Genomic DNA, 21,871 nt, shown 5'->3' with positions numbered 1-21,871 from the left:
ATGCTGCTCGCGGTGGATGCCGGCAATACCAATGTCGTCTTCGCGCTGGTCGAGGGGCGGACGATCAAGGCACGCTGGCGCATCGCCACCGATCCGCGGCGCACCGCCGACGAATATGCCGTCTGGCTCAGCCAGTTGCTCGCGCTCGAAGGCCATGACCGCAGCCAGATCGACGCGGTCATCATCGCCACCGTCGTGCCGCGCGCGCTGCACAATCTCCAGGTATTGGCCCAGAAATACTTCCACAGCGAGGCGCTGATCGCCGGCCGCGCGCCGGTGGAATGGGGCATCGTGCTCGACGTCGACGAGCCGCAGAGCCTCGGCGCCGACCGCGCCGTCAACACCATCGCCGCGCATGCGCTGCATGACGGCGACCTGATCGTCATCGACTTCGGCACCGCGACCACTTTCGACGCGAGCGATTATTCGGGCGCCTACAAGGGCGGCATCATCGCGCCGGGGATCAACCTGTCGCTCGACGCCCTGGTCAGCGCCGCCGCCAAGCTGCCGCGGATCGCGATCGAGGCGCCCAAGAACAACGGCAGCGTGATCGGCCGCAACACCGTCGATCAGATGACCATCGGCATCTATTGGGGCTATATCGCGATGATCGAAGGGCTGGTCGGACGGATGAAGGCGGAGATCGGCCGCCCGGTCAAGGTCATCGCCACCGGCGGCCTCGCCACGTTGTTCGAACAGCATACCGACGTGTTCGACGTCATCGAGCCGGACCTGACGATACAGGGGCTGGCGATCATGTACCAAAACGCCCATATCGGCTGAGACGCGCTCGCGCCATCCATCGGCCCGCCGGGCGCCACATTCTTTGAAAGACCTAAATGACTCCCAAGACCAACGAACTTCTCTTCTGTGCTCTCGGCGGCTCCGGCGAGATCGGCATGAACGTCAATCTCTACGGCCATGCCGGCAAATGGCTGATGGTCGATTGCGGCGTGACCTTCGCCGATGCGGCCTATCCCGGCATCGACATCGTCCTGCCCGATCTCTCGTTCATCGAGGATCGCATCAACGATCTCGTCGGCATCGTGCTGACCCACGGCCATGAGGATCATATCGGCGCGCTGCCGTATCTCGCCGAGGACCTCGGCGTGCCGCTCTACGCGACGCCCTTCACTGCCGGGCTGATCCGCGGCAAGCTGGAGGAAGAGGGCAACGCCAATCGCGTCAAGCTGCGCGTCATCCAGCCGGGCAAGGACGGCGGCATCGCCGGCGTGCAGATCGGGCCGTTCGGCGTCAGCTTCATCGAGCTGTCGCATTCGATCCCCGAGCCCAATGCGCTGGTCATCGAGACCAAGGCCGGCCGGGTGTTCCACACCGGCGACTGGAAGCTCGATCCCACCCCGGTGATCGGCAAGCCGACCAGCCCCGAACAGCTCAGCCGGATCGGCGATGCGGGTGTCGACGTGCTCGTCTGCGACTCGACCAACGTCTTCAACAAGGACGCGTCGGGGTCGGAAGCGTCGGTGCGGGTCGGGCTTGCCGAACAGGTTGCCAAGGCCAAGGGGCGGGTGCTCGTCACCACCTTCGCCTCGAACGCCGCGCGCCTGCACACGCTGGGTCAGGTGGCCAAGGAGACCGGGCGTAAATTGTGCGTCACCGGCCGCTCGCTCGACCGGATCCTGAAGGTCGCGCGTGCCACCGGCTATCTCGGCGACTTCCCCGAGACGGTCGATCCCGAGACGGCGATGCGCCTGCCCAAGAACAAGGTGCTGATCGTCGCCACCGGCGGCCAGGGTGAACCGCGCGCCGCGCTCGCCCGCGTCGCCGACGGCTCGCATACGATCAAGCTTGACCTTGGCGACACGGTGATCTTCTCGTCGAAGCAGATTCCCGGCAACGAGGTGGCGATCGGCAAGATCCAGAACACGCTGGCGGGCAAGGGCGTGGTGATGATTACCGAGCGTCAGGCGCACGTCCACGTCTCCGGTCATCCGGGCCGCCCGGAACTCGCCCAGATGTACAAGTGGATCCGCCCCGAGGTGCTGATCCCCGTCCACGGCGAAATGCGCCACATGATGGAGCATGCCCGTTTCGCGCTGAGCGAGGGCGTGCCGCAGTCGATCGTGCAGAGCGACGGCGACATCCTGCGCCTGCTGCCGGGCAAGGTCGAGAAGATCGGCAATGCCGGTGTCGGCCGGCTGGTGCTCGACGGCGACGTGATCCTGCCGGCGGACGGCTCGACGATCAACGAGCGGCGCCGTCTGGCGATCAACGGCCAGATCTCGGTCGCGGTGGCGATCGGTCGCGACGGGCGCGCGCTCGGCCGGCCGCAGATCCGGGTACAGGGCGTGCCGGTCGAGGAGGATCGCGCCGCGTTCGTCGAGGATGCCGCCGAAGCCGCTGCCGAGGCGATGAAGGGCCAGAAGCGCGAGCTCGACCGGCGTCGCGAGGACATCCGCCTCGCGGTACGTCGCGTCGCGACTCGCTGGACCGGCAAGAAGCCGATCGTCGACGTGCTGATCGTCGAGGCCTGATCCCCGTGCGCTGGACGTCGATGCTGGCGATCTACGTCCTGTTCTGGGCGTTTTCGGTCTTCCTTGTCCTGCCTTGGGGCGTCCGCACGACGCGCGAGGTGGGGGGCGACTATGTCGCCGGGCAGGCCGAAAGCGCCCCGCACGACTTCCGCCTCGGCCGGCTTGCGATCCGCGTGACGATCGTCGCGACCCTGCTGTTCGTCCTGTTCTTCGCCAATTACCGCTTCGGCTGGGTCACGCCGCAGATGCTTGACCTCTTCAATCGCGAGGCGGTGTATAACGCGGTGTGAGCGGGCGAGATGACGCCGATGTCATCTCGCCGCCAGCATTCCGCGTCCTGCATCTGTTATGGTGCGGGACAGGGTGGCCGCCGGGGCCGCCCGATCGTGGAAGGCCGCGCGCGTGACCCCGACCAGCCTTCAGACGCTCGATCTGCTGACCCGCGCGCTCGTGCTGATGGACGAGGAGGGGCGGCACCATATCGCCGCGCGCATCGCGATGGCGATCGACGATCTCACCGACGATCGATCCTCGCCGGAACATACGACGATCAACTGATCGCCGTGCCTGTGGCTCAGCGCAGCCGCTCGATCGCCTGCGCCAGAGCCACGTACAATTTGCCCATGTCGGACGACAGCAAGGTCACGCTGAGCGGCGAGCCGTCGCGCTGGGCGAGGATGTTGCGCAACATGCTCTCGAAGTCGTGGATGTAGCGATTGACCGCCTCGCGGAACGTCTCGTCGTCGTCGTACAGCCGGGCGATGTCGCGGGCGTCGGCGGGGTCGAGCACGCGGACCGCACGGCGGGTGAAGACGCCGCGGTCGCCCTTCAGATAGGCCGCCCAGGCGCTGTCCGATATTTCGGGCGCGAACGCCTTGGTGATGTCGATCGACGCCGAGTGGAGCGATTCGATCAGCAGCGAGGCGCGACGGGCGAACGTATCGTGTTCCGCCTCGTCGCGCTCGTTGCGTGCCTGATCGATCTTCGCTTCGACCAGCGCGGTCTGTTCGAGGATCTGGCGGACCTGTGCGGACAGGCGCTCGGTCGCGCGGGTCGCCGCCTCGACCGCTTCACCGGTCGCATCGGTGATGGCGCGGACCTGACGCTCGACGGTGTCGCCGGTGGCGCGGCGCATCGCCTCGGCGCCCGCCTGCTCCCATTGCGCCGCGGCATCCGGGATGACCGCGGAAAGCGTTTCCCGCGCCTTGTCGGCAGCGACCGTCGCGGTCTCGCGGACGCGGAGCAAGGCGTCGACCAGCCGCGGCGCGGCGTCCTCGGCGAAGCGGTGGGTCCGTTCGATCGTCTCGTCGACCATCATGCCGAGCGCATCCGCCTTGGCACGCCCCTCGCTCAACGTCTGCAGCAGGGTGCCCGAAAGCTGATCCAGCGTGCCGCTCTGCTCGGAGATGACGCCCGCGATCGCCTCGATCGCCTCGTGTGTGCTTTCCGCGGCGGCGACCAAAGCCAGCAGTTCGGGCTTGGCGGCGACGACGACCTGCTTGCTGGCCAGGACCTTGGCATCGAGCCGGCCGAGCGCCTCGGGCAGCGTCTCGTCGATCTCGCGCGCCGCGGCATCGAGCGCGATCAGCAAGGATTCGGTGGTGGAGATCGTCCGCGATGCCATGACGTCGCCAGCGCGTAACGCCTCGGTCATCGCGTCGGCGGAGCCGCCGAGCGCGCTGATCGACGCGGCGAGCATCTGCGATCGTTCGACGCCGTGCACGTGAAGCTGGTCGAGGCGGGTCTCGACCTGCCCGATGCCGCCGTCGAGTCCGGCGAGCAGTTCCTCGCTCGCCATCCGCTGGTCGTGCAGGCGCAACGTGACGCGATCGATCACGTCCTCCAGCCCCGCGACCCGCTCGGTGAGCGCATCGACGCTGTCGCGCGCGGCGCTGTCGAGCGCCGCCTGATTGACGCGCAGCATCGCCAGCATCGCCTCGCCCTGCACGGCGATGCCCTTGCGCGCCTCGTCGACGGCATCGGCAGTACGGTCGAGCAGGCCGTCGACCGCGTCCGACATGCTGCCGGTAACGGCTTCGAGCCGTGCGCTCGCGGTTTCGCTGGTCGCCTCCATGCAGGCGATATGCGCCGCGAGCTTCTGCGCCGCGCTACCGGTGACGTTCTCCGCCTCGCGGCCACGTTCGGCGAGCGCGGCGAGCTGCGCCGACAGCGCCGCGGCATGCTCGCTCGCGGCAAGGCCGGTATCGTCGAGCAGATGCTGGATATCGAGGACATCGGCCTGCGCGCGCGGCAAGGAGGCAAGCAGTACGCCGAGGCTCTGCTGCGCATCGGTGGCGGCCTGGGAGAGGGCGTAGGCGTGGGCTTCCGCCTGGTCGATTTGCTGGGCCATGCCCCGGCTGACCGACGTGAGGCGCTCACTGGCGGTGTCGCCCATGGTCTTGAGCGTCGCGACCTGCTCGGCGAGCTGGCGGCGGTTGCCGTCGAGCGCGTGCGAGAGCATCGCGACGGTGCGTTCGAGGCTCGCGGCCTCGGCGCGCATCGCCGCGGCGGTGGCGCCGAACCGCCGCGCCTCGCGCCGGCTGGTCCGCATCGCGAGAAGGTAGACGATGCCGATCAGCACCGGCACGACCGCGAGCGCGGCGATGAACTGCGCGAGGTCGACGGGCAGCAGGAACGGCAGCTGATCGCGCGCCAGCCACAGCATGCCGCCCAGCCAGAGCAGCGAGGCGAGCAGCGCGATCACCGGCGGCAGCCATGCGGACCGGGGCGACTCCGGCTCGGCCGCGTCCGTCCAGGGAAGCGGCTCGGCCTGCCATTCGCCTTCGTTTTCCGCCATATAGCCGCCGATCCGATCGTGCTCACCAGAGGCGTAAGCGTCGCTGGTGGCGCTGTCTGCCCGCATGTCGATGATCATGGAACCCCCGTTCTTCGATGGCGAACCTACCCGTCTTCGCGACCCTCATAAAGCAAAACCGCAACACTTGGTTAAGCAGCGCGGCGCTACATACCGGCGATGGCTTATGATCCAGGTGCGATCGATGCGGCGCTGGCCGCGGCAGTGGGTGACGAACCGGCGCTGATCGCCGAGTTGCGGCTGGCGTTCGTCGAGAGCGCGCAGCGCGGCCTGGTCGCGCTGGAGGCGGCGCAGGACGACGACGAATGGCGCGGCGCGGCGGCGCGATTGAAGGGGCTGGCGGCGAGCTTCGGCGCGGTCCGTCTGATGGCGCTCGCGACGCAGGCGGCCGAACTGCCCCACGATGCGGCACTGCTCGCCAAGCTGCGGCGGTCGATCGACCGGCTCTGAGGCGACGCGCGACAAAGCGCGCGTGGCTCTAGGCAGGGGCGGCATCACCGCCTAACAGCGGCCGGATGCTCGCCGGCCTTCTCTTCGCCATGCACGACGCGGATGATCGGCCCGCGATGCTGACCGCGACGCTGCCGTTCGGCGGCGTGACGCTCATCGAATATCAGGCACGCCTGCTGATCGCGTCGGGCGCGTCGCAGATCGTGATCCTCGTCGCGCGGCTGACGCCGGAATTGCTCGGCGCGATCAGCCGGATCGGCAAGCGCGGCGTCGCGGTCGATACGGTCCGCACCGCGGCCGAGGCGGCGGAGAAGCTCCACCCGCTGGCCCGCGTGCTGATGCTCGCCGACGGCCTGACAACGACCGCGGAGACGCTGGCGGCGCTGGCGCGGGACGGCGGCGACGCCTTGCTGGTGATGCCCGAGGATCAGGCGGCGCTGGGCTATGAGCGGGTGGGCAGCGGCATGGTCTGGGCGGGGGTGGCGCGGCTCGATCCGCGCCGGCTCGCGGAGCTGGCCGCGATGCCGCGTGATTATGACGTCCAGTCGACGCTGGTGCGCCTCGCCTCGCAGGCGCATGCGGTGCACGTGCTGCTGCCACAGGAGGCGATCCGCGGTGGCCACGGCGTCGGCCATGCCGCGGCGGCGTTGGAGGCGCGGGGGCGGACGGTGCTGGCGGCGATGATCTCCGGCCGCAGCGGCTGGTTCGAGCGATTCGTCACGGCGCCGCTCGCGCGCACGGTGATCCCGTTGCTCGTGCCGCGCGCCGTTCCGGCGACCGCGGTGGCGGCGGGCGCGGGGGTCGTCGGCGTGCTAGGGCTGACGTTGATCGCCATCGCCTATCCGGGATCGGGGCTGTTGCTGACGGTGCTCGGCACGCTCGGCCTGTCGCTGGCCGCGACGCTGGCGGACCTGCGCGACGAGCCGGCGGCGGAGCGCTGGTTGCAGCGGCTTGCCGGTGGCCTGCCGGCGCTGGCGGCGTTGTTCTACGGTCGACAGGCTGCGCAGGCACAGGCGGACGGCGCGCCGGAGATCCTGGCGATCGGTCTCGTCCTGCTTGCGGTGCTCGGCGAACGCGCGCTCGGGCACCGACCGCGGCGGAGCTGGTGGGGCAGTGCGCCCGCCTATCTGCTGCTCCTCTGGTGCGGTGCGATCGTCTCGGCGCCCGCCGTCGGGCTCGGTCTTGCCGCCGTCTACGCCGCCGCCACGCTTGCCGCTGCAATCGAACGATTGCGGCGGCACCCTTAGCGCTGTCTTAATGATAGAGAGGTAGCGTCAGGCCATGGCGGTCGGACCGGAACAGACGGAGCGGGATGTGCTGGACACCCGTATCAATGCAGCGCGCCGGCTCGCCGCGCGGGCGGACGCACGCCTGACGGGAGCGATCGCGGACTTCTTCCTCGCCGAAGAGGCGCGGCTCGACGAGCGGACGCGGCTGACGCTGGGCCGGGTGCTGAGCGGCGTCGTGCAGGGGATCGAGACGGAGATCCGTCGTCATGCGGCGCGCATCCTGTCTGGACGTGGTGCCGAAACACGCGCCGAGCATTTGCTGACGGCGCAGGACGACGTGGTGCGGCGACTGTCCCGCGCCGGGCTGCTGCGCGACCGGCTGCTGATCGACGAGCTGCTCGCCCAGGTGTCCTGCGATCTTATCGCCGCGCGCCTCGCGCCCAGCGCCGCGACCCCGGAACAGGCGAGCCTGCTGGTCCGGCTCGCCGAGGTCGACGACGGCGTCGTCGCCGCAGCCGCGCGCGCGTTGCTGTCGGCGGAGACCCGGCGCCGCGCCGCTGCCGAGCAGGGCGGGGTGGTGACCGGCATCCTGCCCGCCGAACGCCATCATCAACTGGTCTGGTGGGTCGCGGCCGCGATCCGCGAGGCGCAGGTCGCTGCGGGCGGCGAGGACGGCGGCGTCGACCGCGCAATCGTTGAGGCGGCACAACGCAATCTCGCCGCACACGACGAGGGGCAGCGCCCCGAAGCTGCCGCGGTGCGGCTGGCGGCGGCGATCGACGCGCGCCCGCACGAGGTCGGCGAACTGCTGATCGAAACGCTGGGCGACCGGCGGCTGTTGCTGTTCATCGCGGTGCTCGGCCGGGCGGTCGATCTCGACTTCGAGGGCGCGCGGACGATCGTCCTCGAACCCGAAGGCGACAGGTTGTGGCTGGCCTTGCGCGCAGCCGGGCTCGACCGGAGCGCGATCGCACGGATCGCCCTCGCCCTGGCGGATGCCGACCCGCGCCGCGACATCGAGGCGTTCGCCGACGATCTCGACGCGATCGTCACGGTGTCGGCGGAGGCGGCGCGGTCGGCGCTGGCGCCGTTGACGCTGCACCACGATCTGCGCATGGCGATCGCGGCGCTCACTCGCGAGGCGGTGCGATGAGGGTCGACAGCATTCCCGACATGCCGCTAAGCCATGCCTCGCTCGACGGCGAGGGGCGGTTGATCGCCGCCGACCCGGCGCTGATGGCGCTCAACGATCAGGCCGGCGGGGCGATCGGGGCGACGCTGGCGATCCCGCAGCTGGCGACGGTGGTGCGGCTCGCGCGGCGACTCGGCATCCTGGTGTCGCGGTCGGTGACGGTCGCCGATCAGGACGCGGACCTCGAACTCTGGGTGCGGGTGCAGCCGGACGGCGAGGGGGTGCGGATGGCGGTGAGCGGCTGGCGCGGCTTGCGCCCGCAGCCTGTCGCGGAACGACCGCTGGCGACGGTGATCGAGGATGGCGCGATGTCGTGGGAGACCGACGCCGGCCTGCGACTGACCTTCGTCTCGATCGATCCGGCGCGGCGGCTGGGGCTCGATGCGCTCGGGCTGCTCGGCCAGCCGCTGACTTCGCTGTTCACGCTCGATGCGACCGAGAGTGGCGCCTTGCCGATCCTCGAGGCGGTGGCGCGGCGGCGCCCGTTCGACGAGCAGCACGCGCGGCTACGCAGCGGCGATACGCGCATGCTGCTGACCGCGACGGTCAAGGAAGATGCCGCGGGCGATTTCGCCGGGCTGGCCGGCGTGGCGCGCGTCGCGGAAACCGCGCCTGCGCCGGTCGAGGCGACGATCTCGACCGACTTCACCGAGGGGCTCGATCGCGCGTTGCGCTCGCCGCTCGCGCGGATCATCGCGCACGCCGACACGATCCACGCCGAGGCGGAGGGGCCGGTGCAACGCGACTATGTCGATTATGCATCGGATATCGCCAATGCCGGTCGCCATCTGCTCGGACTGGTCGACGACCTCGTCGATCTGCAGGCGGTCGAGCGCGCCGATTTCTCACTGGAAACCGAGGCGATCGATCTTGCCGACGTCGCCCGGCGCGCGGCCGGCCTGCTGTCGGTTCGCGCCGCCAATGCCGGCGTGGCGATCGCGCGCCCCTTGCCGGACTTGCGCGTGCCGGCCTCCGGGGATTTTCGTCGGGCTTTGCAGATCATGGTCAATCTGATCGGCAACGCGCTGCGCTATTCGGCCGAGGGTGGCGTCGTCAGCGTCACGGTCAGCCGCAGCGGCGACATGGCCGAAGCGGTCGTCGCGGATCAGGGCAAGGGTATCGCGCCGGAGGATCAGGCCCGCATCTTTGAGAAGTTCGAGCGGGTCGATCCGAGCGAGGCGGGCGGCAACGGCCTCGGCCTCTATATCGCGCGCCGGCTGGCGCGGGCGATGGGAGGCGATCTTGCCGTGGAGAGCGTGCCGGGAGACGGTGCGCGGTTCACACTGTCGCTGCCGATTTAGGGGCATCGCCGCAGGATGTCGGGGATCGGCATTTCCGAACCGTGACTTTCTTGAAATCCTCCCCCGCAAGGGGGAGGGGGACCATTCGGCTCCAGCCGAATGGTGGAGGGGGAGGAAAGGGCGGGAGCCTTAGAAGCGGGCTCCCACCCTTTCCTCCCCCTCCGACACGGCTGCGCCGTGCCACCCCCCTGGCGGGGGAGGAATTATACGGCGATCGACTTACCGCCGCATCCGTCGCGCCACCAGAATCAGAAGCAGCCCCGCGACGGCGAGCGCGACGCCTCGGTCGGCCCACGGCCGCTGGTCGAGCATGAAGCTCGACTCAGGCCAGTGGATGTAACCGAGGCCCTGGCCGATCCACAGCATCCCCATCAGCGCCATGAGGACGCCGACGGAAAGCAGGACCGGCCGGGCGCGGCGCATCAGCGCTGGTCCACCGGAACGTAGCTACGCTGCGTCGGGCCGGTGTAGAGCTGGCGCGGACGGCCGATCTTCTGGTCGGGATCGGTGATCATCTCGTTCCACTGCGCGACCCAGCCGACGGTGCGGGCGAGCGCGAAGAGGACGGTGAACATCGAGGTCGGGAAACCGATCGCCGACAGGATCACGCCCGAATAGAAGTCGACGTTCGGGAACAGCTTCTTCTCGATGAAATACTCGTCGCTGAGCGCCAGTTCCTCGAGCCGCAGCGCGGTGTCGAACAGCGGATCGTTGACCTTGAGCGCGTCGAACACCTCGCGCACCGTCTTCTGCATCACCGTCGCGCGCGGATCGTAGTTCTTGTAGACGCGATGACCGAAGCCCATCAGGCGGAACGGATCGTTCTTGTCCTTGGCGCGGGCGATGAATTCGGGGATGCGCTCGGGCGTGCCGATTTCGCGCAGCATGTTGAGCGCCGCCTCGTTGGCGCCGCCATGCGCCGGCCCCCACAGACAGGCGATGCCCGCCGCCATGCACGCGAACGGATTGGCGCCCGACGAACCGGCGAGACGCACGGTCGAGGTCGACGCGTTCTGCTCGTGGTCGGCGTGGAGGATGAAGATGCGATCCATCGCCTTCTCGACCGCCGGATTCACCTCATAAGGCTCGGCCGGGACGCCGAAGGTCATGCGCAGGAAGTTGCCGGTGTAGCTGAGCGAATTGTCGGGATACAGGAACGGCTGGCCGACGCTGTACTTGTACGCCATCGCGGCGATCGTCGGCATCTTGGCGATCAGGCGGTGGCTGGCGATCGTACGCTGCACCGGATCGTGGATGTCGGTCGAATCGTGGTAGAAGGCCGACAGCGCGCCGACGACGCCGCAGAGGATCGCCATCGGATGGGCGTCGCGACGGAAGCCGCGGAAGAAGGTCGCGAGCTGCTCATGCACCATCGTGTGCCGCGAAATGGTATGCTCGAACTGCGCCAGCTCGCCCTTCTCGGGCAGCTCGCCGTTGAGCAGTAGGTAGGCGACCTCCATGAAGCTGGAATTTTCCGCCAGCTCGCCGATCGGATAGCCGCGGTGCAGCAGAACGCCTTCGTCACCGTCGATATAGGTCAGCTTCGATTGGCACGACGCCGTCGAGGTGAAGCCCGGATCGTAGGTGAAGTCGCCGGTCTGGGCGTAGAACTTCCGGATGTCGACGACATCCGGCCCGACCGTGCCGGACATGACCGGGTAGTCGAAATCCTTACCGTCCACGGATACTTTGGCGGCGTCGGTCATGTCGTTGTCCTTCCTATCAGACTGCCATTCGGTCCGCGATCCGGCCGAGGCTTTCCTCTTTGCCGAGAAGCGCGAGCACGTCGAAGATTCCGGGCGATGTCTTGCGCCCGGTGAGAGCGGCGCGGAGCGGCTGGGCGACCTGGCCGAGCTTGACGCCCTGGGCCTCGGCGACCTGCCGTACCGCTGCTTCGAGAGCCTCCTGATCCCACTGCTGCACCGCGTCAAGCGCGGCGTGCAGCGCAGCGAGAAGCTGGGGTGCGGTGCCGCCGAGCAGGTCCGAAGCTGCCTGATCGAGGTCGAGCGGGCGGTGGGCGAACAGGAAGCGCGCGCCCTCGCTCAGTTCGTTGAGATTGGCGGCGCGCGCCTTGAGCACCGGCATCGCGCGGGTCAGCAACTCCGTGTCCGCATAGCCGCCGATCGGCGCGATCAGCGCGGCGAGGCGGGCATCGTCGGCGGCGCGGATATAATGACCGTTGAGGTTCTCGAGCTTCTTGAGGTCGAAGCGCGACGGGCTCTTGCCGACGCCGGCGAGGTCGAACCATTCGGTCGCCTGTTCGCGGCTGATGATCTCGTCGTCGCCATGGCCCCAGCCGAGGCGCAGGAGGTAATTGTCGAAGGCTTCCGGCAATATGCCCAATTCGTCGCGATAGGCCTCGATGCCGACCGCGCCGTGACGCTTCGACAGTTTGGCGCCGTCGGTGCCGTGGATCAGCGGGATATGCGCGTAGATCGGCTCGGGCCAGCCGTTCGCCTTGTAGATCGGCAGCTGGCGGAAGGCGTTGTTGAGATGGTCGTCGCCGCGGATGACGTGCGTCACGCCCATGTCATGGTCGTCGACCACCACCGCGAGCATGTACGTCGGCGTCCCGTCCGAGCGCAGGAGGATCAGATCGTCGAGTTCGGCATTCTGGACGGTTACCGACCCCTGGACGCGATCCTCGATCGTCGTCGCGCCGTCGCGCGGCGCCTTGAGGCGGACGACGAAGGGCTGGCCCGCGGGTGCGGTCGCCGGATCGGCGTCGCGCCACGGCGAGCGGATGCGCAGCGGCTGCTTCGCCGCCTGCGCCGCCTCGCGCTGGGCGGTGATCTCCTCGGCGGTCATGTAGCAGCGATAGGCATGGCCGCTGGCGACCATCTGATGCGCGACTTCGGCATGACGGTCGGCGCGGGCGAACTGGAAGACGGCGTCGCCGTCCCAGTCGAGGCCGAGCCATTTGAGCCCACCGAGGATCGCGTCGATCGCCGGCTGGGTGGAGCGGGCGCGATCGGTGTCCTCGATGCGCAGCAGGAACGTGCCGCCATGATGGCGCGCGTAGAGCCAGTTGAACAGCGCGGTGCGCGCACCGCCGAGATGCAGATAGCCGGTCGGCGACGGCGCGAAGCGCGTGACGATCGTCGCAGGATTATCGTTCGTGGCGCTCAACCGCGCTTGCTCCCAAGGTTCGAGACGTGACGGCCGGAGCGGCCGCCGCGGGCCCTAGCACGCGGCTTCTGCGCCTTCAAATGCCCCGCGCCATGGAACGGTTGCGCGTCGGTATCGAAGAATGGCTGGAGGCGGAACGCGATCAGTTGGTGCTGTGGCTGCCGGTGGCATTCGGTGGCGGGATCGCGGCGTGGTTCGTGCTGCCCGATCCGCGGACGTGGACGACGACGCTGCTGCTGTGCGCCGCCGTGGCATTCGCCGCCATCGGGTTGGCACGCGGCGACCGGGCTGCGCGGGTCGTCGCGCTCGGTGCCGTGGCCGTCGCCGCCGGGTTGGCGCTGATCTGGTGGCGGGCGGAGCGGGTCGCCGAACCGGTGCTCGCACGCCCGGTCGTCGCGGTGGTACGCGGCAGCGTCGAGCGGGCCGAGCCGTTGATCGCGCGCGGACTGATGCGGCTGACGATCCGCGCCGACGCCGGCCAGGGCCTGCCGACGCGGCTGCGGGTCAATCTCGCCGCGGCGGACGTACCGGCGGACCTGGGGGCGGGTGCGGTCGTCCGGCTGCGGGCGCGACTGATGCCGCCGCCCGACGCCGCGGTGCCCGGCGCCTATGATTTCGCACGGGTGGCGTGGTTCGCGGGTATCGGCGCGACCGGGCGTGGTTTCGCGCCGGTGACGGTGATCCGGCCCGCCCCGGCGGGGGGTGGCCTGCGGACGCGGCTGACCGATCATATCACCGCCCGGCTGGACGGCAGCCGCGGCGGGATCGCGGCCGCGCTTGCCACCGGTGACGAGGGTGCGATCACCCCGGACGATTCGGAAGCGATGCGCCGCGCCGGCCTCGCGCATCTCTTGTCGGTCAGCGGGTTGCACATCACCGCAGCCGTCGGTGCGACGATGCTGCTGGTCATGCGGCTGCTCGCCTTGTGGCCGTGGCTGGCGATCCGCGTCCGGTTGCCGCTGGTCGCGGCGGCGGCAGGAGCGCTGGCGGCGATCGGCTATACCTGGCTCACCGGCAGTCAGGTGCCGACGATCCGGTCCTGCGTCGCATCGCTGCTGGTGCTGGGGGCACTGGTGCTCGGGCGCGAGGCGGTGACGTTGCGGCTGGTCGCCGCGGGCGCGATGACGGTGCTGCTCGTCTGGCCGGAGGCGGTGACCGGCGCGAGCTTCCAACTGTCCTTCGCGGCGATCGCGGCGATCGTCGCGCTGCACGAGCATCCGCGTGTCGAATCATGGTTCGCGCCGCGCGAGGAGGGGCGAATGGCTCGCGTGCTGCGATCGCTGGTGTCGCTGCTGCTCACCGGGCTGGTCGTCGAGGCGGCGCTGATGCCGATCGCAGTCTATCACTTCCACAAAGCGGGGCTCTACGGCTCGGCGGCGAACATCGTCGCCATCCCGCTCACCACCTTCGTGGTGATGCCGCTGGAGGCCCTCGCCCTGCTGCTCGACGCCTTGGGCTGCGGCGGGCCGGTCTGGTGGGCGACCGATGTCGCCTTACGCCTGTTGCTGGTCCTCGCGCATGCGGTCGCCGCTGCGCCGGGATCGTCGCTTGCGCTGCCGTCGATGCCGGCGGCGGCGTTTGCGCTCTTGGTGGCGGGGGGATTGTGGCTGGCTTTGTGGCGGACGCGGTGGCGGCGGCTCGGCGTGGTACCGCTCGTCATCGGTGCGGGCTGGACGTGGCTGACGCCCGCGCCCGACCTGCTGGTGACGGGCGACGGGCGGCATATGGCGGTGCGTGTCGGCGGCGGGCTGGCGCTGCTGCGTGATCGGGCCGGGGACTATACGCGGGACATGCTCGCCGAAAACGGCGGCGCCGACGCGGGGATGCTATTGGGGGAGCAGGCGGCGGCGCGCTGCACGCGCGATGCCTGTGCGGTCGATGTGGATGCGGGCGGGCGGCGCTGGCGGGTGCTGGCGACGCGGAGCCTGTATCCGGTGAACCGCGACGATCTCGCGACGGCCTGTGCGCGTGCGGATGTGGTGGTGAGCGAACGCCATCTGCCGCGAACGTGCCGGCCGCGCTGGCTCCGGCTGGACGCGCCGATGCTGCGGCGGACCGGCGGGGTCGCGGTGACCTTCGCGGGTGGCGACGTGCGGACGGTGCGGCGCGACGCGGATGCGCATCCGTGGTTCGCTGCCGTGCGGGTCATGCCGGCGGTGACGGGCGAGCACCATAGAAAGCGTCGATGGGGTGCCCCGTGAAAGTCCGCCAGTGCTCCTGCGGACGCAGGAGTCCAGAGCCAAGCAGAACAACGGCGTATGGCGTTCCGGACTCCTGGGCTCCTGCTTTCGCAGGAGCACTGGGATGACGTTCGCAGAGGTCTCGAACAAGTCCGGGGTGACCGAGAGAGGGTGGAAAGCGTTGGGCATACATGGAGGCCCATATGCGATCCCGCCGGCGGCTCAATCGTAGCGGCGCAGGATGCCCGACAATTTGCCTTGCACGCGGACGTGCGAGGGCACGTAGCGTTGCGGTTCATAGGCGCGATTGGCCGGATCGAGCCGGACCATCGCGCCCTCGCGACGGAAATATTTGAGCGTCGCCTCGCTGTCGTCGATCAGCGCGACGACGATCTCGCCGTCGCGGGCGACTTCGGTCCGGCGGATCAGCGCATAGTCGCCGTCGAGAATGCCCGCCTCGACCATCGAATCGCCCGATACTTCCAGCGCATAATGTTCGCCCGAACCGAGCAGCGCGGCCGGCACCGCGAGCATCGAGCTTCCCTCGAACGCCTCGATCGGCACGCCGGCGGCGATGCGGCCGTGCAGCGGGATTTCGATGACGTCGTTGGCCGGCGTCGCCGCGGGGCGGACGTTGCCGGTCTTGGCAGGGGGCACGGCCGGGGCGGCCGGCGCGGGCTTGCGTTCCGACCGTTCCGGCATGCGCAGCACTTCGAGCGCACGGGCACGGTTGGGCAGACGGCGGATGAAATGCCGTTCCTCGAGCGCGCTGATCAGGCGATGCACGCCCGATTTGGATTTCAGGTCGAGCGCTTCCTTCATCTCCTCGAACGAGGGCGAGATGCCGGTTTCTTCCAGCCGGTCGTTGATGAAGCAAACGAGCTCGTGTTGCTTGCGCGTGAGCATGAGCGGACCTTCCCCGTCGGAACAGACGCGGAACTTCTAGGGAACAGGATAGCGCCCGTCAAGCGATGACGAGGATTTGTGCCGAGTCGCCCGCACTGGTGGCAGGCGCGTCGACCGGCCGCACGATCAGGCAGTGCGAGCGGGCGAGCGTGAGGAGCATCGAACTGTCTTGGATGGTCGAGGCAAAGGCGCGACCGTCGCGCAGCTCGGCGCGCAGATAGTCGGTGCGCGGGCCGTTCGCGGGCAGGTCCTCGCCGAGGATGGTCATCGTCGTGCGCGGTAGCGGGTCGGCGGCGCCCGCGAGGTGCGCGACCAGCGGTTTGACGAACAGCAACGCGGTGACGAACGCGGACACCGGATTACCGGGCAGGCCGAGCAGGATCGTGTCGCCGAGCCGGCCCGCCATCATCGGCTTGCCGGGGCGCAGCGCGATCCGCCAGAAGTCGATGCTGCCGCCGGCCGCCTCGAGCGCAGGGCGGACGAGATCGTGGTCGCCGACCGAAGCGCCGCCGGTGGTGACGAGCAAATCGGCTTCGACACCGGCGAAGGCGTCCCGCAACGTGGCGAGATCGTCGGGGAGGATGCCGAGATCGATCAATTCGATCGGCAGGTCGGCGAGCAGCGCCGCCAGCATCGCGCGGTTCGATTCGGGGAGCGCGTCGGGCGAGGCGCCGCGGCCGGGCTCGACCAGTTCGTCGCCGGTCGCGCAGATCGCGACCCGCACGCGGCGGTGGACGGCGATCGTCGCCACGCCGCCGGTCGCCGCGACCGCGATCCGCGCGGCGGTCAGCCGCTCGCCCTGCGCGATCAGCCGGTCACCGGTGGTGAAATCGAGGCCGCGGCGGCGGGTGTTGCGGCCCTGCGTCGGCGGACCTTCGCCGGTCAGCCGGATTGCCGTGCCGTCGGCGGCGACTTCCTCCTGGATCATCACCGTGTCGGCGCCCGCGGGCATCGCCGCGCCGGTAAAGATCCGAACCGTTTCGCCCGGGCGGACCGCGCCGGCGAAGGGGCGGCCGGCGGCGCTTTCGCCGATCAGCGTCCAGGGACCGGGGAGGTCGGCGAAGCGGATGGCATAGCCGTCCATCGCCGACAGATCGGTCGCCGGCTGCGTCCGGCGGGCGCCGACGTCGGCGGCGGCCCAGCGTCCGTGCGCCTGAGCGAGCGGTACCTCTTCGACGGCGACCGGGGCCGCCGAGGCGAACAGGCGGGCTTGCGCCTCGGCGATCGGCAACAGCGCCATGGCGTCAGGCGCGCCAGTCGCCGGACTTGCCGCCGGCCTTTTCGAGCAGGCGGATGCCGGTGATCATCATGCCGCGGTCCATCGCCTTCGCCATGTCGTAGATGGTCAGCAGCGCGACCGACACGGTGGTGAGCGCTTCCATCTCGACGCCGGTCTTGCCGTCGGTCGCGGCGAGCGCGGTGGCGGTGATGCCGGTGTCGTCGAGCACCAGATCGAGCGTGACGCGGGTGAGGGGGAGGGGGTGGCAGAGCGGGATGAGCTCGGCGGTCTTCTTCGCCGCCATGATGCCGGCGACGCGGGCGACGGCGAGCACGTCGCCCTTCTTCGCCGCACCGTCGCGGATCGCGGCGAGCGCATCCGCGGCGACCGCGATATGGCCGGTGGCGACGGCGCGGCGGCTGGTCACCGCCTTGTCGCCGACATCGACCATATGCGCGGCGCCGTCGGCGTCGAGATGGGTGAGCCCGCTCATTCGATCATCGCGCGGGTCGCGGCCTCGACGTCGTCGGCGCGCATCAGCGCCTCGCCGATCAGGAAGCAGTGCACGCCGTGTGCGGCCATCGCATCGAGATCGGCGCGCGTCTCGAGCCCGCTCTCGGCGACGAAGGTGCAGCCCTTGGGCGCCTTGTCGACCAGTTCGTAGGTGCGGGCGAAATCGACGGTGAAGTCGCGCAGGTCGCGGTTGTTGACCCCGATCAGTCGCGACTTGAGCTTGAGCGCGCGGTCGAGTTCGTGCGCGTCGTGCACCTCGACCAGTACGTCCATGCCGCAGTCGCGCGCCGATGCCTCGATCTCCGCCATCTGGTTGTCGTCGAGCGCGGCGACGATGATGAGGATCGCGTCGGCGCCGATCGAGCGGCTTTCGGTCGCCTGCCACGGATCGACCATGAAATCCTTGCGGATCACCGGCAGGTCGCAGGCGGCGCGCGCGGCGATGAGATAGTCGTCGGAGCCCTGAAACCATTGCTCGTCGGTGAGCACCGACAGGCAGGCGGCGCCGCCCGCCTGATAGGCGCGGGCATGGGCGGGGGGATCGAAATCGGCGCGGATCAGGCCCTTCGACGGGCTCGCCTTCTTGATCTCGGCGATCAGCGCGTGGCCCGGCCTGGCGTCGAGCGCGGCGCGGAAGCCGCGCGGTTTGGTCACCGCGGCGATGCGTGCGTCGAGATCGGCGAGGCTCGTGGTCGCCTTGCGTGCGGCGACCTCGGCGCGTTTGGTTTCGATGATGCGGGAGAGGATGGTCATCGGTAGGCGATCCAGCGGTCGAGCAGCGCGCCCGCGCGGCCGTCGTCGAGCGCGGCCGCGGCGGCGTGCGCGCCGGCGGTGAGATGGGGACTGTGGCCGGCGACGACCAGCGCGGCGGCGGCGTTGAGCAGCACCGCGTCGCGATAGGCGCCCGGCTCGCCGGCAAGCAGGCGGCGCAGCGCGGCGGCGTTATAGGCGGGGTCGCCGCCGCGGATCGCGGCGAGCGGATGGCGCGGCAGGCCGGCGTCCTCTGGCACGATCGTGCGCGGCAGCGTCGCGCTGCCGACGTTGACCGCGATGCTCGGGCCGGCGGTGGAGAGTTCGTCGAGCCCCTCCTCGCCCGAGATCACCGCGGCGCGGGCGGTGCCGAGCTGGTCGAGCGCCTCGGCATAGAGGCCGGCGTAATCGGGGCGGGCGATGCCGATCAGCTGATGCGTGACATGCGCCGGATTGGCGAGCGGCCCCATCAGGTTGAAGATGGTGCGCTTGCCGATGCGGCGGCGGATCGGGGTGATCCGCGCCATCGCGGGATGATGGTTGGCGGCGAACAGGAAGGCGATGCCGAGATCGGCGAGGCTGCCCTCGGCGGTGGCGCCGGCGACCTCCAAGTCGAGGCCGATCGCCTCGAGCGTGTCGGCGGCGCCCGCCTTGGACGAGGCGGCGCGGTTGCCGTGCTTGGCGACGGGCACGCCGCAGGCGGCGACGACCAACGCCACCGCGGTCGAGACGTTGAGCGTGTGATGGCCGTCGCCGCCGGTGCCGCAGACGTCGATCGCGCCGGCGGGGGCGGCGATCGGGATGAGGCGGGCGCGAAGGGCGCGCGCGGCCTCGGCGATCTCGATGCTCGTCTCGCCGCGGTCGGACAAAGCGATGAGGAAGGCGGCGATCGCCTCTTCCGACACGCGCGCGTCGAGGATGTCGGCGAAGGCCTGCGCCGCGCTCTCGCGCGACAGCGGCGTCGACGGATCGGGCAGCAGCGTCAGGATCGTCACGCCGGCGCCTTGACCGCGATGCCGGCGATCCGCAGGAAATTGGCGAGCATCGCATGGCCGTGTTCGGTGGCGATGCTTTCGGGATGGAACTGGACGCCGTGGATCGGCAGCGTCGCGTGGCGGAAGCCCATAACGTTACCGTCGTCGGCGCGCGCATTCACCACCAGCGGTGCGGGGACGTCGTTGACGATCAGGCTGTGATAGCGCGTCGCGGTGAACGGCGAGGGCAGGCCCTCGAACAGGCCGGTACCGTCGTGGGCGACGGGCGAGGTCTTGCCGTGCATCAGCCCGCCGCGCTCGACACGACCGCCGAAATGCTGGCCGATCGCCTGATGGCCGAGGCAGACGCCAAGCAACGGCCGGCCGGCATCGGCAGCGGCGGCGACGAGATCGAGGCTCACCCCCGCCTCGGTCGGCGTACACGGGCCGGGCGAGATCAGGAACGCCTCCGCGCCCGACGACAGCGCCTGTCCCGCCGAAATGGCATCGTTGCGCACCACCTCCACCTCGCTGCCCAGCTCCATGAGATAGTGGACGAGGTTCCAGGTGAAGCTGTCGTAATTGTCGACGACCAAGATCATCGCGCCGCCATAAACGATGCCCGCGCCGGTGCAACGCCTGTTGCGTCCCGGCAATCCTGTAGCAATCTCCGGGCGCTTATAACCGCTCCGTGTCGCGCGCCGGGAGAAACTGCGTCGCCTGCACGTTGAGGTCGCAAAGGAGACGCATGCCATGTTCCGCCCGTTGATGATTGCCGCTTTGATCGCGTTGCCCGCGGTTGCCGGTGCGCAGAGCGCGCCGGTGGCGGATACGGCAGGGTCGGGCACGCCGCCGCAGCGCGTGCGCGCGGTCACGCTCGGCGTCGGCCAGAAATGCCCGCAAAGCAGCGATACCGAGATCGTCATCTGCTCGACGCTCGAACAGCCCTATCGCATCCCCAAGCAGTTCCGCGACAGCGGTCCGATCCCGGCCAAGAACCAGGCATGGGGCAATCGCGCCGCGACGATGGACCAGGTCGGCCGGGCTGCCGGCGGCCTTCCCGACACCTGTTCGCCGGTCGGCACCGGCGGCCAGAGCGGCTGTGCGCTGGCGACCAACCGCCAATGGGCGGCGGAGCGTCGTGCCAAGCAGGATGCCGATGCTTCGGTGCCCTGATCGCTAATCCCCTGCCGCCGCGCCTCGACGCGGCGGCGGTTACTGGCCGAAGCCGCCTTCGGCGGCGCGGCCGACCGCATCGCGCGCGGCGGCGAGGATGGCGCCGGCCTTGGCCTCGCATTCGCGTTGTTCCGACGCGGGATCGCTGTCGGCGACGATGCCGGCGCCGGCCTGCGCGTGGATCGTGCCGTCCTTCACCACCGCGGTGCGCAGCACGATGCAGCTGTCCATCGAGCCGTCGGGCGAGAAATAGCCGACACCACCGGCATAGGCGCCGCGGCGTTCGGGTTCGAGCTCGGCGATGATCTGGCAGGCACGCACCTTGGGGGCGCCGCTGACCGTGCCGGCCGGAAATCCGGCGAGGAGCGCGTCGATCGCATCGGCGGTGGGCGACAGCACCCCGACGACGTTCGAGACGATGTGCATGACATGGCTGTACAGCTCGATGCCATAACTCGCCGTCACCCGCACCGAACCGGGCGCGGAGGACCGGCCGACATCGTTGCGACCGAGATCGAGCAGCATGAGATGCTCGGCGCGTTCCTTGGGATCGGCAAGCAGGCTGTCGCGGTTGCTCTCGTCCTCGGCGGCGGTCTTGCCGCGGGGACGGGTGCCGGCGATCGGGCGAATGGTGACCTCGCCGTCGCGGACGCGGACGAGGATCTCCGGGCTCGACCCGATCAGCGCGAAGCCGGGCAGGTCGAGATGGTAGAGGAAGGGCGACGGGTTGATCCGGCGGAGGCTGCGGTACAGCTCGAACGGCGGCAGCGCGAACGGCGCCGAAAAGCGCTGCGCCAGCACCACCTGGAAGATGTCGCCGGCAGCGATATAGGCCTGCGCGCGCGCCACCATGCGGGCGTAATCCGCAGGCGGGATCGCCGGGGTATAAGCGAGATCGTCCGGGACCGCCTGTACCGGTGCGGGCAGCGGCGTATTGGCGAGGCGGGCGGCGACGCCGTCGAGCCGTTCCTCCGCATCGGCGACGAGCTTCGCCGGGTCGTGTGCCGCATCGGGCCACACCGGCGCGACGAGATAGAGCGCGTCGGCGAGCCGGTCGAACACGCAGATCACCGTCGGGCGGACGAACAGCATGTCGGGCAGGCCGAGCGGATCGGCGGCGGGCGCGTCGAGCCGTTCGACCAGTCGGATCGTCTCATAACCGAAATAGCCGACGAGGCAGGCGAGCGCCTTGGGCAGTTCGGCGGGCACGTCGCCCCGGCATTCGGCGACCAGCTTGCGCAGCGCCTCGAGCGTCGGGACGCCGGTCGGTACGAAAGCGTCGCGGTCGGTGGCCCAATGTCGGTTGATCTCGGCGGTATCGCCGTGCGCGCGGAAGACGAGGTTGGGGGCGAGGCCGATCAGGCTGTGTCGCCCGCGTGTCGCGCCGCCTTCGACCGATTCGAGCAGATAGTCGCCGCGCCCTGGCTCGATCAGCTTGAGCGCGGCGGCGACCGGCGTTTCGGTGTCGGCGACCTGCCGCCGCCAGACGAACGCCGGGCGACCGGCGGCGAGCGTCTCGACGGCGGCGGTCGTCGCCGTCAT

General features: G+C 69.7%; 21 protein-coding genes. 10 read left to right on the top strand and 11 right to left on the bottom strand.

What is annotated here, in order from left to right:
* The 4 genes from MC45_RS04960 to MC45_RS19505 all read left to right on the top strand — a co-directional run bounded on the left by MC45_RS04960 (position 1) and on the right by MC45_RS19505 (position 3,053).
* Positions 1–783 carry a type III pantothenate kinase gene (locus MC45_RS04960; protein WP_038660281.1) on the top strand — a complete coding sequence of 261 codons (783 nt, stop codon included), beginning with the start codon at positions 1–3 and terminating at the stop codon, positions 781–783.
* Between the two features lie 56 nt (positions 784–839).
* A complete protein-coding gene (locus MC45_RS04955; RefSeq protein WP_038660279.1) occupies positions 840–2,495 on the top strand; it encodes a ribonuclease J in 1,656 nt (551 codons plus the stop codon).
* Positions 2,496–2,500: 5 nt separating this feature from the next.
* Complete coding sequence (locus MC45_RS04950; RefSeq protein ID WP_038660276.1) at positions 2,501–2,785, top strand: DUF1467 family protein; 285 nt, start codon at positions 2,501–2,503, stop codon at positions 2,783–2,785.
* Between the two features lie 112 nt (positions 2,786–2,897).
* A complete protein-coding gene (locus tag MC45_RS19505; protein ID WP_169742522.1) occupies positions 2,898–3,053 on the top strand; it encodes a hypothetical protein in 156 nt (51 codons plus the stop codon).
* A gap of 16 nt (positions 3,054–3,069) precedes the next feature.
* Here MC45_RS19505 and MC45_RS04940 read toward each other — a convergent pair whose 3' ends face one another.
* Complete coding sequence (locus MC45_RS04940; RefSeq protein ID WP_038660271.1) at positions 3,070–5,370, bottom strand: coiled-coil domain-containing protein; 2,301 nt, start codon at positions 5,368–5,370, stop codon at positions 3,070–3,072.
* Positions 5,371–5,469: 99 nt separating this feature from the next.
* Here MC45_RS04940 and MC45_RS04935 point away from each other — a divergent pair, with 99 nt between their 5' ends.
* The 4 genes from MC45_RS04935 to MC45_RS04920 all read left to right on the top strand — a co-directional run bounded on the left by MC45_RS04935 (position 5,470) and on the right by MC45_RS04920 (position 9,482).
* Positions 5,470–5,760: a hypothetical protein gene (locus MC45_RS04935; RefSeq protein WP_038660267.1), complete on the top strand. Its 291-nt coding sequence runs from the start codon at positions 5,470–5,472 to the stop codon at positions 5,758–5,760.
* 65 nt (positions 5,761–5,825) lie between these two features.
* Complete coding sequence (locus MC45_RS04930; RefSeq protein ID WP_038660264.1) at positions 5,826–7,007, top strand: nucleotidyltransferase family protein; 1,182 nt, start codon at positions 5,826–5,828, stop codon at positions 7,005–7,007.
* A gap of 67 nt (positions 7,008–7,074) precedes the next feature.
* Positions 7,075–8,142 (top strand): DUF2336 domain-containing protein, encoded by a 1,068-nt coding sequence (locus MC45_RS04925; RefSeq protein ID WP_245640844.1) that lies wholly within the window; start codon positions 7,075–7,077, stop codon positions 8,140–8,142.
* Positions 8,139–9,482: a sensor histidine kinase gene (locus tag MC45_RS04920; protein ID WP_038660258.1), complete on the top strand. Its 1,344-nt coding sequence runs from the start codon at positions 8,139–8,141 to the stop codon at positions 9,480–9,482. The genes MC45_RS04925 and MC45_RS04920 overlap by 4 nt, the downstream gene beginning before the upstream one ends.
* A gap of 219 nt (positions 9,483–9,701) precedes the next feature.
* Here MC45_RS04920 and MC45_RS04915 read toward each other — a convergent pair whose 3' ends face one another.
* The 3 genes from MC45_RS04915 to gltX are packed head-to-tail and all read right to left on the bottom strand — an operon-like array spanning position 9,702 to position 12,611.
* The gene (locus tag MC45_RS04915; RefSeq protein ID WP_038660255.1) at positions 9,702–9,905 is read right to left on the bottom strand and encodes a hypothetical protein; all 204 of its coding nucleotides are present in this window, start codon (positions 9,903–9,905) and stop codon (positions 9,702–9,704) included.
* Positions 9,905–11,188, bottom strand: a complete 1,284-nt coding sequence (locus MC45_RS04910) for a citrate synthase (protein ID WP_038660251.1) — start codon at positions 11,186–11,188, stop codon at positions 9,905–9,907. Before MC45_RS04910 ends, MC45_RS04915 begins: the two co-directional genes overlap by 1 nt.
* Before the next feature lie 16 nt (positions 11,189–11,204).
* A complete protein-coding gene (gltX, locus tag MC45_RS04905; protein ID WP_038660248.1) occupies positions 11,205–12,611 on the bottom strand; it encodes a glutamate--tRNA ligase in 1,407 nt (468 codons plus the stop codon).
* 80 nt (positions 12,612–12,691) lie between these two features.
* Here gltX and MC45_RS04900 point away from each other — a divergent pair, with 80 nt between their 5' ends.
* Positions 12,692–14,812: a ComEC/Rec2 family competence protein gene (locus MC45_RS04900; protein ID WP_245640843.1), complete on the top strand. Its 2,121-nt coding sequence runs from the start codon at positions 12,692–12,694 to the stop codon at positions 14,810–14,812.
* Between the two features lie 201 nt (positions 14,813–15,013).
* On the opposite strand, the gene lexA is transcribed toward MC45_RS04900, so the two are convergent.
* From lexA to MC45_RS04870, 6 genes are read right to left on the bottom strand one after another with little or no spacing between them, the layout of a single operon-like run.
* Positions 15,014–15,697: a transcriptional repressor LexA gene (gene lexA / locus MC45_RS04895; protein WP_038660245.1), complete on the bottom strand. Its 684-nt coding sequence runs from the start codon at positions 15,695–15,697 to the stop codon at positions 15,014–15,016.
* Positions 15,698–15,755: 58 nt separating this feature from the next.
* The gene (locus MC45_RS04890) at positions 15,756–16,937 is read right to left on the bottom strand and encodes a molybdopterin molybdotransferase MoeA (RefSeq protein WP_038660242.1); all 1,182 of its coding nucleotides are present in this window, start codon (positions 16,935–16,937) and stop codon (positions 15,756–15,758) included.
* A 4-nt stretch (positions 16,938–16,941) separates the two neighbouring features.
* Positions 16,942–17,409 carry a cyclic pyranopterin monophosphate synthase MoaC gene (moaC, locus tag MC45_RS04885; RefSeq protein ID WP_038660240.1) on the bottom strand — a complete coding sequence of 156 codons (468 nt, stop codon included), beginning with the start codon at positions 17,407–17,409 and terminating at the stop codon, positions 16,942–16,944.
* Positions 17,406–18,182: an indole-3-glycerol phosphate synthase TrpC gene (gene trpC, locus MC45_RS04880; RefSeq protein ID WP_038660237.1), complete on the bottom strand. Its 777-nt coding sequence runs from the start codon at positions 18,180–18,182 to the stop codon at positions 17,406–17,408. The genes moaC and trpC overlap by 4 nt, the downstream gene beginning before the upstream one ends.
* Entirely contained in the window at positions 18,179–19,174 is a 996-nt protein-coding gene (trpD, locus tag MC45_RS04875) for an anthranilate phosphoribosyltransferase (RefSeq protein ID WP_038660234.1), read from the bottom strand. The genes trpC and trpD overlap by 4 nt, the downstream gene beginning before the upstream one ends.
* A complete protein-coding gene (locus MC45_RS04870) occupies positions 19,171–19,755 on the bottom strand; it encodes an anthranilate synthase component II (protein WP_038666493.1) in 585 nt (194 codons plus the stop codon). The genes trpD and MC45_RS04870 overlap by 4 nt, the downstream gene beginning before the upstream one ends.
* A 151-nt stretch (positions 19,756–19,906) precedes the next feature.
* Between MC45_RS04870 and MC45_RS04865 the strand changes: the two genes are divergently transcribed.
* Positions 19,907–20,329, top strand: coding sequence for a hypothetical protein (locus MC45_RS04865; protein ID WP_038660231.1), 423 nt, complete (start codon positions 19,907–19,909; stop codon positions 20,327–20,329).
* A 39-nt stretch (positions 20,330–20,368) separates the two neighbouring features.
* Here MC45_RS04865 and trpE read toward each other — a convergent pair whose 3' ends face one another.
* Positions 20,369–21,871, bottom strand: coding sequence for an anthranilate synthase component I (trpE, locus tag MC45_RS04860; protein ID WP_038660228.1), 1,503 nt, complete (start codon positions 21,869–21,871; stop codon positions 20,369–20,371).

It is taken from the genome of Sphingomonas taxi (assembly GCF_000764535.1).
In the GTDB taxonomy this organism is placed as follows: Bacteria; Pseudomonadota; Alphaproteobacteria; order Sphingomonadales; family Sphingomonadaceae; genus Sphingomonas; species Sphingomonas taxi.
This window is presented reverse-complemented; position numbering and strand designations above follow the sequence as displayed.

Bases quoted from the DNA above. Each gene is read 5' to 3' on its own strand.
- MC45_RS04960 (WP_038660281.1), top strand. From the start codon at position 1: ATGCTGCTCGCGGTGGATGCCGGCAATACCAATGTCGTCTTCGCGCTG.
- MC45_RS04955 (WP_038660279.1), top strand. From the start codon at position 840: ATGACTCCCAAGACCAACGAACTTCTCTTCTGTGCTCTCGGCGGCTCC.
- MC45_RS04940 (WP_038660271.1), bottom strand. From the start codon at position 5,370: ATGATCATCGACATGCGGGCAGACAGCGCCACCAGCGACGCTTACGCC.
- MC45_RS04935 (WP_038660267.1), top strand. From the start codon at position 5,470: ATGGCTTATGATCCAGGTGCGATCGATGCGGCGCTGGCCGCGGCAGTG.
- MC45_RS04930 (WP_038660264.1), top strand. From the start codon at position 5,826: ATGCTCGCCGGCCTTCTCTTCGCCATGCACGACGCGGATGATCGGCCC.
- MC45_RS04920 (WP_038660258.1), top strand. From the start codon at position 8,139: ATGAGGGTCGACAGCATTCCCGACATGCCGCTAAGCCATGCCTCGCTC.
- MC45_RS04915 (WP_038660255.1), bottom strand. From the start codon at position 9,905: ATGCGCCGCGCCCGGCCGGTCCTGCTTTCCGTCGGCGTCCTCATGGCG.
- MC45_RS04910 (WP_038660251.1), bottom strand. From the start codon at position 11,188: ATGACCGACGCCGCCAAAGTATCCGTGGACGGTAAGGATTTCGACTAC.
- MC45_RS04900 (WP_245640843.1), top strand. From the start codon at position 12,692: ATGCCCCGCGCCATGGAACGGTTGCGCGTCGGTATCGAAGAATGGCTG.
- lexA (WP_038660245.1), bottom strand. From the start codon at position 15,697: ATGCTCACGCGCAAGCAACACGAGCTCGTTTGCTTCATCAACGACCGG.
- MC45_RS04890 (WP_038660242.1), bottom strand. From the start codon at position 16,937: ATGGCGCTGTTGCCGATCGCCGAGGCGCAAGCCCGCCTGTTCGCCTCG.
- moaC (WP_038660240.1), bottom strand. From the start codon at position 17,409: ATGAGCGGGCTCACCCATCTCGACGCCGACGGCGCCGCGCATATGGTC.
- trpC (WP_038660237.1), bottom strand. From the start codon at position 18,182: ATGACCATCCTCTCCCGCATCATCGAAACCAAACGCGCCGAGGTCGCC.
- MC45_RS04870 (WP_038666493.1), bottom strand. From the start codon at position 19,755: ATGATCTTGGTCGTCGACAATTACGACAGCTTCACCTGGAACCTCGTC.
- MC45_RS04865 (WP_038660231.1), top strand. From the start codon at position 19,907: ATGTTCCGCCCGTTGATGATTGCCGCTTTGATCGCGTTGCCCGCGGTT.
- trpE (WP_038660228.1), bottom strand. From the start codon at position 21,871: ATGACGGCGACGACCGCCGCCGTCGAGACGCTCGCCGCCGGTCGCCCG.